At 67.2% G+C, this 13,216-nt stretch carries 10 protein-coding genes; 1 reads left to right on the forward strand and 9 read right to left on the reverse strand.

Going from position 1 to position 13,216, the window contains the following annotated elements:
• Position 1: 1 nt before the first annotated feature.
• From urtD to urtA, 4 genes are all read right to left on the reverse strand, one after another.
• On the reverse strand, positions 2-895 hold the full coding sequence (urtD, locus tag ASC98_RS21835; RefSeq protein ID WP_056815684.1) for an urea ABC transporter ATP-binding protein UrtD: 894 nt from the start codon (positions 893-895) through the stop codon (positions 2-4).
• Positions 892-2,028 carry an urea ABC transporter permease subunit UrtC gene (urtC, locus tag ASC98_RS21840; protein ID WP_056815687.1) on the reverse strand — a complete coding sequence of 379 codons (1,137 nt, stop codon included), beginning with the start codon at positions 2,026-2,028 and terminating at the stop codon, positions 892-894. Before urtC ends, urtD begins: the two co-directional genes overlap by 4 nt.
• The gene (gene urtB, locus ASC98_RS21845; RefSeq protein WP_157598001.1) at positions 2,025-3,617 is read right to left on the reverse strand and encodes an urea ABC transporter permease subunit UrtB; all 1,593 of its coding nucleotides are present in this window, start codon (positions 3,615-3,617) and stop codon (positions 2,025-2,027) included. The genes urtC and urtB overlap by 4 nt, the downstream gene beginning before the upstream one ends.
• Before the next feature lie 92 nt (positions 3,618-3,709).
• Positions 3,710-4,984, reverse strand: a complete 1,275-nt coding sequence (urtA, locus tag ASC98_RS21850) for an urea ABC transporter substrate-binding protein (RefSeq protein WP_056815695.1) — start codon at positions 4,982-4,984, stop codon at positions 3,710-3,712.
• A 195-nt stretch (positions 4,985-5,179) separates the two neighbouring features.
• On the opposite strand from urtA, the gene ASC98_RS21855 reads away from it, so the two are divergent.
• Positions 5,180-6,352, forward strand: coding sequence for an ATP-binding protein (locus ASC98_RS21855; protein WP_056815698.1), 1,173 nt, complete (start codon positions 5,180-5,182; stop codon positions 6,350-6,352).
• Between the two features lie 22 nt (positions 6,353-6,374).
• Here ASC98_RS21855 and ASC98_RS21860 read toward each other — a convergent pair whose 3' ends face one another.
• The 5 genes from ASC98_RS21860 to ASC98_RS21880 all read right to left on the reverse strand — a co-directional run bounded on the left by ASC98_RS21860 (position 6,375) and on the right by ASC98_RS21880 (position 13,216).
• The gene (locus ASC98_RS21860; RefSeq protein ID WP_056815701.1) at positions 6,375-7,337 is read right to left on the reverse strand and encodes a response regulator transcription factor; all 963 of its coding nucleotides are present in this window, start codon (positions 7,335-7,337) and stop codon (positions 6,375-6,377) included.
• Positions 7,338-7,444: 107 nt separating this feature from the next.
• The gene (locus tag ASC98_RS21865) at positions 7,445-10,915 is read right to left on the reverse strand and encodes a pilus assembly protein (protein WP_056815703.1); all 3,471 of its coding nucleotides are present in this window, start codon (positions 10,913-10,915) and stop codon (positions 7,445-7,447) included.
• A gap of 14 nt (positions 10,916-10,929) precedes the next feature.
• Positions 10,930-11,586 (reverse strand): hypothetical protein, encoded by a 657-nt coding sequence (locus tag ASC98_RS21870; protein WP_157604838.1) that lies wholly within the window; start codon positions 11,584-11,586, stop codon positions 10,930-10,932.
• Positions 11,580-12,725 (reverse strand): PilW family protein, encoded by a 1,146-nt coding sequence (locus ASC98_RS21875; protein WP_056815706.1) that lies wholly within the window; start codon positions 12,723-12,725, stop codon positions 11,580-11,582. The genes ASC98_RS21870 and ASC98_RS21875 overlap by 7 nt, the downstream gene beginning before the upstream one ends.
• The gene (locus ASC98_RS21880; protein ID WP_157598000.1) at positions 12,725-13,216 is read right to left on the reverse strand and encodes a hypothetical protein; all 492 of its coding nucleotides are present in this window, start codon (positions 13,214-13,216) and stop codon (positions 12,725-12,727) included. Before ASC98_RS21880 ends, ASC98_RS21875 begins: the two co-directional genes overlap by 1 nt.

Here is a 13,216-nt window from a genome sequence, read left to right on the forward strand (position 1 = left end):
TTCAGCGCCCAAGATAAACCTCGACCACCTTGTCGTTGGCCTGCACGTCCGACAGCAGGCCCTCGGCCAGCACGCCGCCTTCGTGCAGCACCGTCACCTTCTTGCCGTTGCGCCCGTTCTGCGTCAGCGCGCCGACGAACTTCATGTCGTGCTCGACCACCACCAGCGAGTGGTTGCCTTCGAGCGACAGGAACAGCTCGGCGGTGCGTTCGGTCTCTTCGTCGGTCATGCCGGCCACCGGTTCGTCGAGCAGCAGCAGCTTCGGGTCCTGCATCAGCAGCATGCCGATCTCCAGCCACTGCTTCTGGCCGTGCGACAGCAGCCCCGCGACGCGCTGCGCGCCTTCCTTCAGGTGGATCAGCGCCAGCATCGCGCCGATGCGGTCGAGCTGCTCGCCGTTCAGGCGGAAGAACATCGACGAGCGCACGCCGCGGTCGGCCTTCAGCGCGAGCTCCAGGTTCTCGAACACCGTCAGCTGCTCGAACACCGTCGGCTTCTGGAACTTGCGGCCGACGCCGATCGACGCGATCTCGTTCTCGCGCAGCCGCAGCAGGTCGATTGTGGAGCCGAAGAAGGCCTTGCCGGCATCGGGCCGGGTCTTGCCGGTGATGACGTCCATCATCGTCGTCTTGCCGGCGCCGTTCGGGCCGATGATGCAGCGCAGCTCGCCGGCGCCGATGTTCAGCGACAGCGCGTTCAGCGCCTTGAAGCCGTCGAAGCTGACGGTGATGTCGTCCAGGTACAGGATCGCGCCGTGCCGGGTGTCGAGCACGCCTTCCTCGACCACGCGGCCGTAGCTCGCCGTTCGCCCGCCCGAGGTGCCCGGGCCGCCCTGCTGCCTGTTCGCCAGCGCCTCGCGCACGCGCGCGCCGGCCTCCATCAGTTCGGGCGTCATGCCTTCACCTCATCCTTGCTGCCGCGCTTGAACCGGCGCGCGAGCCCGACGATGCCTTGCGGCAGGAACAGCGTCACCGCGATGAACAGCGCGCCGAGGAAATACAGCCAGAACTCCGGGAACGCTTGCGTGAACCAGCTTTTTGCGCCGTTGACGAAGAAGGCGCCGACGATCGGCCCGACCAGCGTGCCGCGCCCGCCGACCGCGGCCCAGATCGCGATCTCGATGCTGGCGGCTGGCGACATCTCGCCCGGGTTGATGATGCCGACCTGCGGCACGTACAGCGCACCGGCAATGCCGCACATCACCGCCGAGATCACCCAGATGCAGAGCTTGTAGCGCAGCGGGTCGTAGCCGGTGAACATCACGCGGCTCTCGGCGTCGCGGATGGCCTGCAGCACGCGGCCGAACTTGCTGCCCACCAGCCAGCGGGACAGCAGGAAGAAGCCGATCAGCGCGACGCCGCTCAGCACGAACAGCGTCATCCGCATCGACGGCGTCGCGATCGGGTGGCCGAGGATGCGCTTGAAGTCGGTGAAGCCGTTGTTGCCGCCGAAGCCGGTCTCGTTGCGGAAGAACAGCAGCATCGCCGCGTAGGTCATCGCCTGCGTGATGATCGAGAAGTACACGCCCTTGATGCGCGAGCGGAACGCGAAGAAGCCGAACACGAACGCGAGCAGCCCCGGCACCAGAACGACCAGCAGCAGCGTGGCGGCAAAGCTGTCGCTGGCCGCCCAGTGCCATGGCAGCGTCTTCCAGTCGAGGAAGACCATGAAGTCCGGCAGGTCGGACTGGTAGTTGCCGTCGCGCCCGATCTGGCGCATCAGGTACATGCCCATCGCATAGCCGCCGAGCGCGAAGAACACGCCGTGGCCGAGCGACAGGATGCCGGTGTAGCCCCAGATCAGGTCCATCGCCAGCGCGCAGATCGCGTAGCACATGATCTTGCCGGCCAGGCCGATCGCGTAGTCGCTCAGGTGCAGCGCGCTGTCCTGCGGCACCGCGAGATTCAGCGCCGGGGCGACGACCAGCACCGCGACCAGGGCGATGAAGACGCCGCTCCAGGCCTTGATCGACAGCAGCGAGGTCGCCGGCCCGACGGACCGCGGCGGGGTGGGAAGAACGGCGCTCATGCTTCGGCACTCCGGCCTTTCATCGCGAAGATGCCCTGCGGCCGCTTCTGGATGAAGATGACGATGAAGACCAGCACCATGATCTTCGCGAGCACGGCGCCCTGCCAGCCTTCGAGCAGCTTGTTCAGCACGCCCAGGCCGAGCGCCGCGTAGACGGTGCCGGCCAGCTGGCCGACGCCGCCGAGCACGACCACCATGAACGAGTCGACGATGTAGCCCTGCCCGAGGTCGGGCCCGACGTTCCCGATCTGCGACAGCGCGCAGCCGGCCAGCCCGGCGATGCCGGAGCCGAGTGCGAATGCGCAGGTGTCGATGCGCGCGGTGTTGACGCCCATGCAGGCGGCCATGCGGCGGTTCTGCGTGACGCCGCGCACGAACAGCCCGAGCCGGGTGTGCGCGATCAGCAGTGCGACGCCGGCCAGCACCAGCACCGCGAACGCGAGGATCGCGATGCGGTTGAACGGCAGCGTCAGGTTGCTCAGCACCTCGACACCGCCGGACAGCCACGACGGGTTCTCGACCTGCACGTTCTGCGCACCGAAGAGCGAGCGCACGCCCTGCATCAGCACCAGGCTGATGCCCCAGGTGGCCAGCAGCGTCTCGAGCGGGCGACCGTACAGCCAGCGGATCACGCTGCGTTCGAGCACCGCGCCGACCAGCGCGGCGGCCAGGAACGACGCGGGGATCGCGACGATCACGTAGGCGTCGAACAGGCCCGGCAGGTGCGACTTGAAGAGGTTCTGCACCACGTACGTTGCATACGCGCCGATCATCATCAGCTCGCCGTGCGCCATGTTGATCACGCCCATCAGCCCGTAGGTGATGGCCAGGCCGAGTGCGACCAGCAGCAGGATGCTGCCGAGGCTGACGCCGGTGAACAGCACGCCGAGCCGTTCGCCCCACGCGAGGCGCGCATCGATCGCGCCGAGTGCGATGCCGAGCTGGCTGCGGATGTCGACCTCGGTCTCGCCGCCGTCGGCCGCTGGCTTCAGGCGCTCGAGGATCAGGGTCTTGGTGGCCGGCGTCAGGCTGCCGGCGAGTGCGCGGGCGGCCTCCATGCGCTTGCCGGTGTCGTTCGACGACACCAGGATCGCGGCGCGAACCTGCGTCAGCTGTTCCTTCAGCGCGGCGTCCTGTTCGGCGGCGAGCGCCTTCTCGATCAGCGGCAGGCGGCCTTCATCGGCCTCTTCCTTCAGCGCCTTGATCGCGGCGCGGCGCTCGCCGAGGTCGCTGGAAAAGAGCTTCAGCGCCGCCAGCGCACCTTCGAGCTCGCGGCGCATCTGGTTGCTGTTGACGAGGTCTTCCGCGCCGTCGGGAAGCCTGGCCTCGGTACCGGTCGCGGCATCGCTCGCCTTGTCGCCGCGCACGACGAAGACCTTGTCGCCGGCGAGTTTCACCGCGTCGTCCAGCATCGCCCGCACGAACGCGGCGAGCCCGTCGTCGCCACGGGCGAGCGAGGCCTGCAGCGCGGCGATGCGCTCTTCGTTCTCGCCCTTCGCGAGGGCCAGGGCCTGCGACGGCGTCAGCGCGTGGACCGCGCCGAACGACAGGCCGAGCAGCAAGGCGACCAGCCAGCGGCGTGCATGCATGGGAAGCATCGAGGGAAATCCGTCCTGCTCAGATTCGACAAGGGCCACCCGGTCGCCGGGTGGCCCGTTTCTCGGGTCAGCGGTTCAGCCGATCACGACTTCTTCTCGGGCTCGTCCTTCTTCTTGTCGTTGCCTTCGATGTACGGGCTCCACGGCTTGGCCTTCACCGGGGCGGGGGTCTTCCAGACCACGTTGAACTGGCCGTCGGCCTTCACTTCGCCGATGAACACCGGCTTGTGCAGGTGGTGGTTCTTCGCGTCCATCGTCGACACGAAGCCGCCCGGGGCCGGGAAGGTCTGGCCGGCCATCGCGGCGATGACCTTGTCGGTGTCGGTGCTGCCGGCCTTCTTGACCGCCTGCGCCCACATGTGGATGCCGATGTAGGTGGCTTCCATCGGGTCGTTGGTCAGCGGCTTGTCGGCACCCGGCAGGTTCTTCGCCTTCGCGTACTCGGCCCACTGCTTCTTGAAGGCGTCGTTGGTCGGGTTCTTGATCGACATGAAGTAGTTCCATGCCGCGAGGTGGCCGACCAGCGGCTTGGTGTCGACGCCGCGCAGTTCTTCTTCGCCGACCGAGAAGGCCACGACCGGCACGTCGGTCGCCTTCAGGCCCTGGTTGCCGAGTTCCTTGTAGAACGGCACGTTCGAATCGCCGTTGATCGTCGAGATGACGGCGGTCTTGCCGCCGGCCGAGAACTTCTTGACGTCGGCGACGATGGTCTGGTAATCGCTGTGGCCGAACGGCGTGTACTTCTCGTCGATGTCGCTGTCCTTCACGCCCTTGCTCTTCAGGAAGGCGCGCAGGATCTTGTTGGTGGTGCGCGGGTAGACGTAGTCGGTGCCGAGCAGCACGAAGCGCTTGGCGCCGCCGCCGGCCTTGCTCATCAGGTATTCGACCGCCGGGATGGCCTGCTGGTTGGGCGCCGCGCCGGTGTAGAACACGTTCTTGCTGAGTTCTTCGCCTTCGTACTGCACCGGGTAGAACAGCAGGCCGTTGAGTTCCTCGACGACCGGCAGCACCGACTTGCGCGACACGCTGGTCCAGCAGCCGAACATCACCGCGACCTTGTCCTGGCTGATCAGCTGCTTGGCCTTCTCGGCGAACAGCGGCCAGTTGGAGGCCGGGTCGACGACGACGGGTTCGAGCTGCTTGCCGAGCACGCCGCCCTTGGCGTTGATTTCGGCGATCGTCATCAGCGCCGTGTCCTTCAGCACGGTCTCCGAGATCGCCATCGTGCCCGACAGCGAGTGCAGGATGCCGACCTTGATGGTGTCGGCGGCCTGCGCGAACAGCGGCAGGCCGAGGGCGGCGACGCCGAGCGACACGGCGCTCAGCGACGCGGCGAAATTGCGGCGGGATGACTTCATGGACGATCGCTCCTGTGGGTTGGTGCTGCGGAGGTTACGGAGCGGGGAGCGTTCGAGGAATACGACAGATGGCGTAGGGCCGTTGTTCTGCGCCTGCGAAGGCAACTCCTCGGGAGAGGGAAAAGACCGCAGTGGCCGACGAATCTGCGCACGTTCATGCTTGTAAATTGAGCGGTCACCGCTCAAAATACAAGGATGTTTGAACGCCATCTCATGGCCTCCCTGCGGGAGAGGCTGACATTCTTCCCCGGCGTCGTGATCACCGGTCCCAGGCAGGTCGGCAAGACGACGCTGGCGCGCGCGGTGGCGGCCGAGCACGAGAACGCGCTGTTCCTCGACCTCGAACGCGCTGCCGACCGCGCTCAACTGGAACGGCCGGAGCTCTTCTTTCCTCGCCATCGGGAGCGCCTCGTCGTGCTCGACGAAGTGCAGCACGTGCCCGATCTGTTCAGCGCCCTGCGTCCGGAGATCGACGCCGACCGCAGGCCCGGCCGTTTCCTGCTGTTGGGCTCGGCCTCGGGTCCGCTGATGCAGCAGAGTGCCGAGTCGCTCGCCGGCCGCGTCAGCTACCTGGAATTGACACCCCTGCTCGCCTCCGAAGTGTTTCCCGCCGGGCCCACCGAACTGGCGGGCCTGCAGAACCTGTGGTCGCGCGGTGGCTTTCCGATGAGCCATGCCGCGCCCAGCGAAGCGCTCTCCTTCACCTGGCGCCAGGATTTCATCCAGACATTTCTCCAGCGCGACCTGCCGCAATGGGGCGTGACCATTCCTGCCGAAACATTGCATCGCTTCTGGCGCATGCTCGCCCACCTGCAGGGCCAGCTCTTCAACGCCTCGCAGCTGGGCTTGTCGCTGGGCGGCGTCGCACACACCACGGTGACACGCTACCTCGCATTGTTGAGCGACGCGATGATGGTGCGCCGGCTGGAGCCGCATCTGGCCAACGTCGGCAAGCGGCTCGTCAAGTCGCCGAAGGTGTACATCCGCGACAGCGGACTGGTGCATGCATTGCTCAACATCGCCAGCATCGACGACCTGCAGGGACATCCCATCGTCGGAGCTTCCTGGGAAGGCTTCGTGCTGGAACAGGTGCGCGCCCACGCGCCGGTCGGCAGCGAACTCGGCTTCTACCGCACGGTGGCCGGCAGCGAGCTCGACCTGGTCGTTTCGACCGGCAAGCGGCTGCTGGGTTTCGAGGTGAAGTTCTCGGCATCGCCCACGGTGACCCGCGGTTTCTGGCAGTCACTCGAGGACCTGGGGGTCGACAAAGGCTACGTGATCGCTCCCGTCGAGCGCCGCTACCCGCTGGCCGACAACGTCGAGGTGATTCCGCCCGGGGACATTCCGGGCGTCTTGCCGCGTGGGTGAGGAACCGGCCACGCGCAGTCCCTCACCCCCCGTGCCACGGCGCCAGCGCACGAACCTTCTGGATCGCCAGAGAAGCCGCCGCATTGCGCGTCTCCACCCCCAGCTTCTCGAACACATGCTCCAGGTGCTTCTTCACCGTCGCCGGGCTGCTGCCAAGAATGTCGCCGATGTCGCGATTCGTCTTGCCCTTGGCGACCCAGTACAGCACCTCCGCCTCGCGCAGCGTCAGCCTGAAGGCCTGCAGCACCGCATCGACCGCCGCGGCGTCCGACACCTCGCGCATCACGATCAGCCAGTCGTCGTCGCTGGTGCGCTGCTGCAGCGAGAACACCAGCTGGCGCTCGCCGCGCACCACCGACAGCGAGGTCGGCTCGCGCCCTGCGGCCGCCAGCTGCGACTGCGCCTGCAGCCATGCCGCCAGCTCGGCCGGCACGTGGGCCGGCGGCGCGTCGAAGTAGCGCTGCATCAGCTCGCGCGCGAGCGCCGTCTGCCACACCGCGCGGCTGTTTTCGACCTGCCCGGTCACGTGGATCGCCATCGTCGCGTGGCCGAACGCATCGAGCGCATTGCGAGCCTGCCGCGCCTGGCGCGCGCTCTGCATGTGCACCACCATGCGCGCCAGCACCTCCTGCGGGCGGATCGGCTTGGTGACGTAGTCGATGCCGCCGGCCTGGAACGCGGCCACCACGTGCTCGGTCTCGGTCAGGCCGGTCATGAAGATGATCGGGATGTGCGAGGTCCCGGGCTGCGCCTTCAGACGGCGCGCCACCTCGAAGCCGTCCATGCCGGGCATCACCGCGTCGAGCAGCACGATGTCGGGATCGGCCTGGGTCGCGCGCTGCAACGCGCTCTCGCCATTGACCGCCACCAGCACGGTGTAGCCCGCCTCGTCGAGCGCGTCGTGCAGCAGCGACAGGTTGTCGGGCACATCGTCGACGATGAGCACGACGTCGCTCAGGCTGCGGTCGGGGAGTCTCTCGGTCATGGCCGGCTTGCAAAAAACGCGACGCGCCCCGACGGGGCGCAGGATCGCAAGCGTAGCCGAGCTGGCGGCCGCGGGACACAGGCAGATCCCGGCGACCGCTGCAGGCGTCACTGTCCGGTGATCAATTCACGCCACGACAGGCGGCGGGTGCGGGTCGGAACGCTGACGGTGGGAACCTTGCTGACCGCGGTGCTGCCATCGGATCCCCGGGTGTAGGCCACCGCATTGCCCTGCGTCGTCATCGCCAGCCCGGCGGCGCTGGAGGTGCCCTTGTCGCTCAGCAGCGTGCCGACGTCCGGGGATCCGGAGACCTGCAGGCCGGTCGCGAAGTCGACATAGTTCAGGTAGCTCGATCCGCCTTCGGTGCAGACGTCCGCGTCCCCGCTGGGAATGTTCGACACGTAGACGAGCGTGCCCAGTTGCAGCGTGGGATCGGTGTTGATGCGCTCGGCGGTCTCGGGCAGGTCCTCGAACCAGCCATGCATGCTGGAGAAGTCGACCGGGTAGCTGACGGTGCTGGTCGCCGTGCGCTTGCCGTTGCTGTCGGACAACCGCTGCTGCACGAAGCAGTTGGTGGTCCTGCTCGCGCTGCAGGGGTTGCTGCGCGGGCTGGCGTACGGCAGTCCGGTGTTGCTGGTGACCGGGTCCTTGATCGCATAGATCGACTGCTGCTGCGACGTGGTCAGGTCGCTCCTGCCGAGGTACCGGCCCGTCCCGACGTAGACGACACGGCTGCCGCTGACCAGGCCCAGTTCCGGGCGTGTGCTGACGGGCTGTCGAACGCCGCTGCCGTCGGCCAGTGTCGCGAGCTGCCGAACGGTGACGCTGGCCGCGCCGGCATTGGCCCTGGTGAGGGTGCTCAGATCGAAACGCCACAGGTTGCCGTACAGGTCGCCGCCATAGACCTGCGTCACCGTGTTGTTGGCCGGATTGGCGACCCATCCGCTGATCCTGGCGAGGCCGCTCGGGCAGGGGACCGCCGTGCAACCGGGCACGGTCGAGCCGCTCGCGCCGGCGCCGGTGTCGATCTTCCTGATGATGCTGCCGGTCATGGCGTTGAGCACCCACAGCGTGCCGTGGCCGTTGCCCGGCGACACGTTGTTGTAGCCCGAGGTGACCAGCACGACCCACGTGCCGTCGGACAGTTTCGTGACCAGCGGCGCGCCGAACGAGTAGCCGAGGTCGGCATCGACGACGAAGGGGCTCGTGCGGCTGGTGTCGTGGGTGAACTCCCACAAGGCCGCCGGCGTGCCCGGCCGCGTCACGTCCAGCGCATAGAAGCCGCGCCCGCCGCCGCCCAGCCCGCCCACCAGGATAGTGTGCCAGGCACTGCCGTCGTGGACGTCGGCCGTGGTGATCGGCCCGTCGACCAGGAAGATGTGCTGACTCGCGTACTGCTTGTCGGCGAGCTTGTACAGCTGGGGCAACAGCATGGACGGGATGTAGGCCCAGGACTCGCTGCCATCGGTCGCATCGAAGGCATGCAGCATGCCGTCGTTGGCACCGACATAGACCATGCCCTGGCGCGCGGCCTGCGTCGTCTTGAACTCGGCATATCCCTTGTCGGCGTAGCTGAAGTTCGGCGCCCGGACGTAAACGGCCTGCGAGCCGGCGATGTCACCGAGCTTGTGCTCGCGCGGACGATAGAGCCGGGCGGCGGCGGCGGCGTTCGGATCGTCCTGGGCCCGCGAGCCGTCGCCGCGCAGGTAGTTGACCAGGTTGTACCCGCCGGCACCTGAAGATCCCGAGCCGGTGCTGTCTGCCCGGGAGGCCGCCGGGATGCAATCGGCACCCGAGCTGCAGACCTGCGACAGCGATCCCTTGACGGTGTCGAAGCTGAAGTACCGCTGCGAGTTGCTCGACAGCGAGCCCCACTCGAAACTGACCAGCGATGCCGCGCTCCTGCCGTCATCCAGGGTGTAGATCCTGCGATCGTCCGCACTCCGCCCGTCGAGCCGTGTTGTCGCGGGATTGCTGCCGGACGCCCCGGCGCAATCGGTCCCGCCGCCCGACTGCGCCCAGTCGGGCGTGGGGCTCAGCGTGCCGGTGGCAGCGTCTACCGCATAGCGCGCCAGCTCGCCGAACCATTTCAGCGAGCAGAAGCGGGAACTGAAGAGGTAGTTCTGCGTACCGGCCGAGAAGTTCGCGGCGCTGCTGGTGCTGGTGGCCTGCGCGGCGCTGCTGACCTCGACGCTCTTGATGAAGCTCGCGACACCCGCCTTCAGGTCGGCCGCGTTCGCGGCGCTGTAGTAGGCGCCATGCCCGTTGACGGCGGCGTGCCACAGGTCGTCCACCGCCGTCGGCTGCTCCGCCACCGGCACCGGCCAGTTGCAGGGGCCCGAGCCGGTCTGCCAGGCGCAGATCCCTTGCGCGGCATCGGCTGGCGTGCCATTGGCCACGTCGAAATAATCGCCGCTGCTTGCAGTGGCATAGTCCGACCGGTATTTCATTTTTCCGGCGGCACCCAGACCGATGGTGTAGGTCACCATGTTCTGGATTCCACGCGCATCGTCGCGCAGATCCGTCGAATAGTAATACTGCGCCACGTCGGCAAGCGTATCGGACGTGGCGGTGCCGTCGAAGTAGGGCCGGCTCAGGTTGGCATCCTGATCCCCGACGAGCGTGCTGCCGTCAACCTTCGTTCCCTGGGCGACCGTCCAATAGCCATCGGTGGAAAGAAGGGTGTAATTCCGTTGACATGAATACTGCATCGGATCCCTGGCAGACTCGCCGTTGATCGTGCTCACCTTGCCTGCAAAATACCGCCCCGCGATCGAGAGGGCCGGGCGCAGCGGTGTATCGCCATGTTGCTTGGGAACGATCGCGTGAAGCGTCTTGTACCAAAGCTCCTTTTGCGTGGAATCGAAGTCGGTGATATTGACGAAATCGAGGATGCCGTTGTCGGCCGAATCGATGGCCATCAGCCCCAGGCGCACGTTCGAACCCAGGCCGGCGAACGACAGGCTGAGGCCCGACTTCATCGCCAGCATGCGCAGCCGGTAGTAGGAATACCAGTTCGTGTAGTTGGTCATCTCCTCGTCGTAGGTGCAGGCTGAATCGGCGCAATCCGTGCGCGTGCTCGCCTTCGGATAAGTCAGGCCCGATTTGAGGGTGACCTGCGTGCGTGTTTCGACGCCGCCAGAAAAGGTCGACTTGAAATAGTACGCATCGGAGACGATGTTGTAGGTGCTGGCGAATGATGAGAACCCATTCCTGCGCACCTTCGTCCATCCCGCGGTATTCGCCCTCGTCATGCTCTCCCAGTAATCGCCTGCGGCATTCCCTTTGGGGGAAATCAGATAGGTCACGCCCGGGTCGTAGGCCAATGTGTTGTACAAAATATTCCGGACATACTCTGCCTTGCCCGAGCCGTTGAACGCCGTGTCCGGCATGTACGCGGTGTCCATGCTGTTCGAGTTGTCCAGCACGAACAGGATATTGGGCCGGGGCGCCGACGTCGCGATGCCCAGCGGCTGGGTTGCCAGGTCCGTCGAGTCGGCCACGGCGGCATTCCCGGCCAGCAGCAGCCCCACGATGACAAGTGCGCGCCGCCCGGCGGCGATGAACAGTCCGACCATGTCGTTCTCCCGAATCACAGCGCCACCATGGCCTGCGCATAGCTGAAGGTGTTGCGGGGGCCGCTCACCTTCACGGTGATGCGGAAATAAACCTGGCTCTTGCAACTCAGGTTGCCGGCGCCGCCATTGCCGCCGACCGTCTGGCTGCTGCCGCAGGTGCCGGACGTCGGTGAGGCCGAGCACGCGCCGCCATTGGCATCCCCCTGGCTGCTGCACATGCGTTGAATGAGGTAGGCAACGCCGTTGCCGGCTTTGTCGGTGCTCAGGACCCCCGGCGTCGCCAGCGTCGCCAGCTCATCCCACAGCGCGGACCAGCTCTGCCCGCTGGCAGGGTCCGCGCGCGAAGCCAGGTAGCCGTGGCCTGGCTGGTCGCAGGCCAGCACCGAACTGCCGATGCTCGTGGCGCAGGCGGTTGCGGACGTCGAAGTGGCTTGCCCGCTGTTGCTCTCGAGCCAGGCGATCGCGACCTCCATCCCCTGGTCGGCCGAGCTGGCGGCCGCGCGCTGCATGCCCAGGTTGCCGGCAATGGCGTTCGCCGTCAGCGTGGAGCGGCGCAACCCGACCGCGGCCAGCGTCATCGCCATCAGGATGATCAGCACCAGCAGCATCGAGATGCCACGCTGTGGGCTGGCTCCCCGGGGATGGCGCCCCGCATCGAAGCGCTTCAACATCCTCCGGTCCCTCCTTCGTAGGTGGACTGGGAGCCCTCCCAGATGAGGTTGCGCAGCGGCACGGTGGCTTGCAGCATCCTGTAGCGGAACCGCTGCCATGCCGCGTCGCGGCTCAGGTCGATCGGTGCGTCCGCCGCGCCATCCCAGGTCGGTGCCGCAGCCGTCGGCGCGGTCTTGTCGTAGGTCGTGCTGCGCCCGACCAAGGCCATGCGCACGGCCAGCACCCGCGCCCAACGGCACTGCGTGGCCAGGGTGCTGGCGTCCGACGCACTGCCCGGCGTGACCTGGTCGAAGCTGTCGACGACCCCTCGCATGCCGGGGCTGGTCCCGCTGATGCCGGACGTGTCGCGCCCGTACTGGGCACGCAGGCTGACGATGTTGGACGCCATCGTCATCCAGACGTCGGGATCGACCGTCTTCGACGCGTCGCCACAGTTCCAGGCGCTGTAGTCGCACACCATCAGGTTGCCCTGCCTGACGGCATAGGCACGGATCTGAACCGCGCTGCCCAGGTCGAACACGATGCTGCCGACCGGTAGGCCCGCGGTCCCCTGCGCGACCGCGAGCTTCGACGTGGCCGAATCGATGGCGGTCACCTTCTCGAGGCTCGAACTGCAGGTCGACACGCGCGTGGAGGGCAGCACGGCGATCCAGGTGTCGGCCGCGAACTGACCCGGCGTGGCGACCCGGTAGCCGGTGCCGTCCGATGTCGCGATGGTGGCATCCCCCTCGGGCGGGTTGTTCGAATTCGCGCTGATCACCAGCAGCGTGTCGGTGTTGGCATCGCCGGCGACCACCTCGCCGGCATTGATGGTGACCGGCGCCGCTGCCGACAGGGTGACCTTCACTGCGCTGGCCGTGGTGGTCCAGGTCAGCTTGCAGCCGAGGATCGCGAAGGCATTCAGGCCGTGTCCGGCCTGCCTCGCATCGCGTTCGAGGGCAAACAGGCCGAGCGACGCGTTGATCAGCGCGTCGTTCCCACCGGTGGTCACGCGCTTCTGGCTCTCGGCCTGGCCGAACACGCGCATCGCCAGCACGGCGAACAGCATCGCGACGACCACGGCGACCATCAGCTCGATGAGCGTGAAGCCCCGCGCCGCACGCGACGGCTTCAGGCCGATGTCGGGGCGCGGCGCCATCATTTCACCTGCGCCAGTGCGACATGGTTGTGGTAACCGCCATCGCCCGGCGCCTTCCAGTAGACCGTGATGGTCGCGAGGCTGCTGTCGGTGCTGTTCGTGCCGAGCCCCGACACCGTCGCGATGCTCACCGTCGGCGGCCTGCCGGCCACGCCCGGCAGCCCGGACGCCTGCACCGCGGCAAGCCAGGACGCGTAGCCCGCGCCGTTGGCCGCATCGCTGCTGAAGCTGGCCGCCAGCGTGGCGGGCGTGCGGTCGCTCACCCACATCTTGCCGATCAGGTCGCTCGCCTGCAGGGCCGCCAGCGCGCGGTACCTCGCATCGCCGGCCTGTTGCACGCTGACGGCCTGCAGCTTGACGAGCCCGAGCACGCCGACGCCGAAGATCAGCAGCGCGCAGACGATCTCGAGCAATGCTGCGCCATGTTCCCGGGTCGCAGCGGCAACGGCGGCCGGGTGGGCGGTGCGAGGAAGGTGGAGAGGATGTGTCAT

Origin of the sequence: Rhizobacter sp. Root1238 (assembly GCF_001425825.1) — a bacterium.
Taxonomy (GTDB): Bacteria; Pseudomonadota; Gammaproteobacteria; order Burkholderiales; family Burkholderiaceae_C; genus Rhizobacter.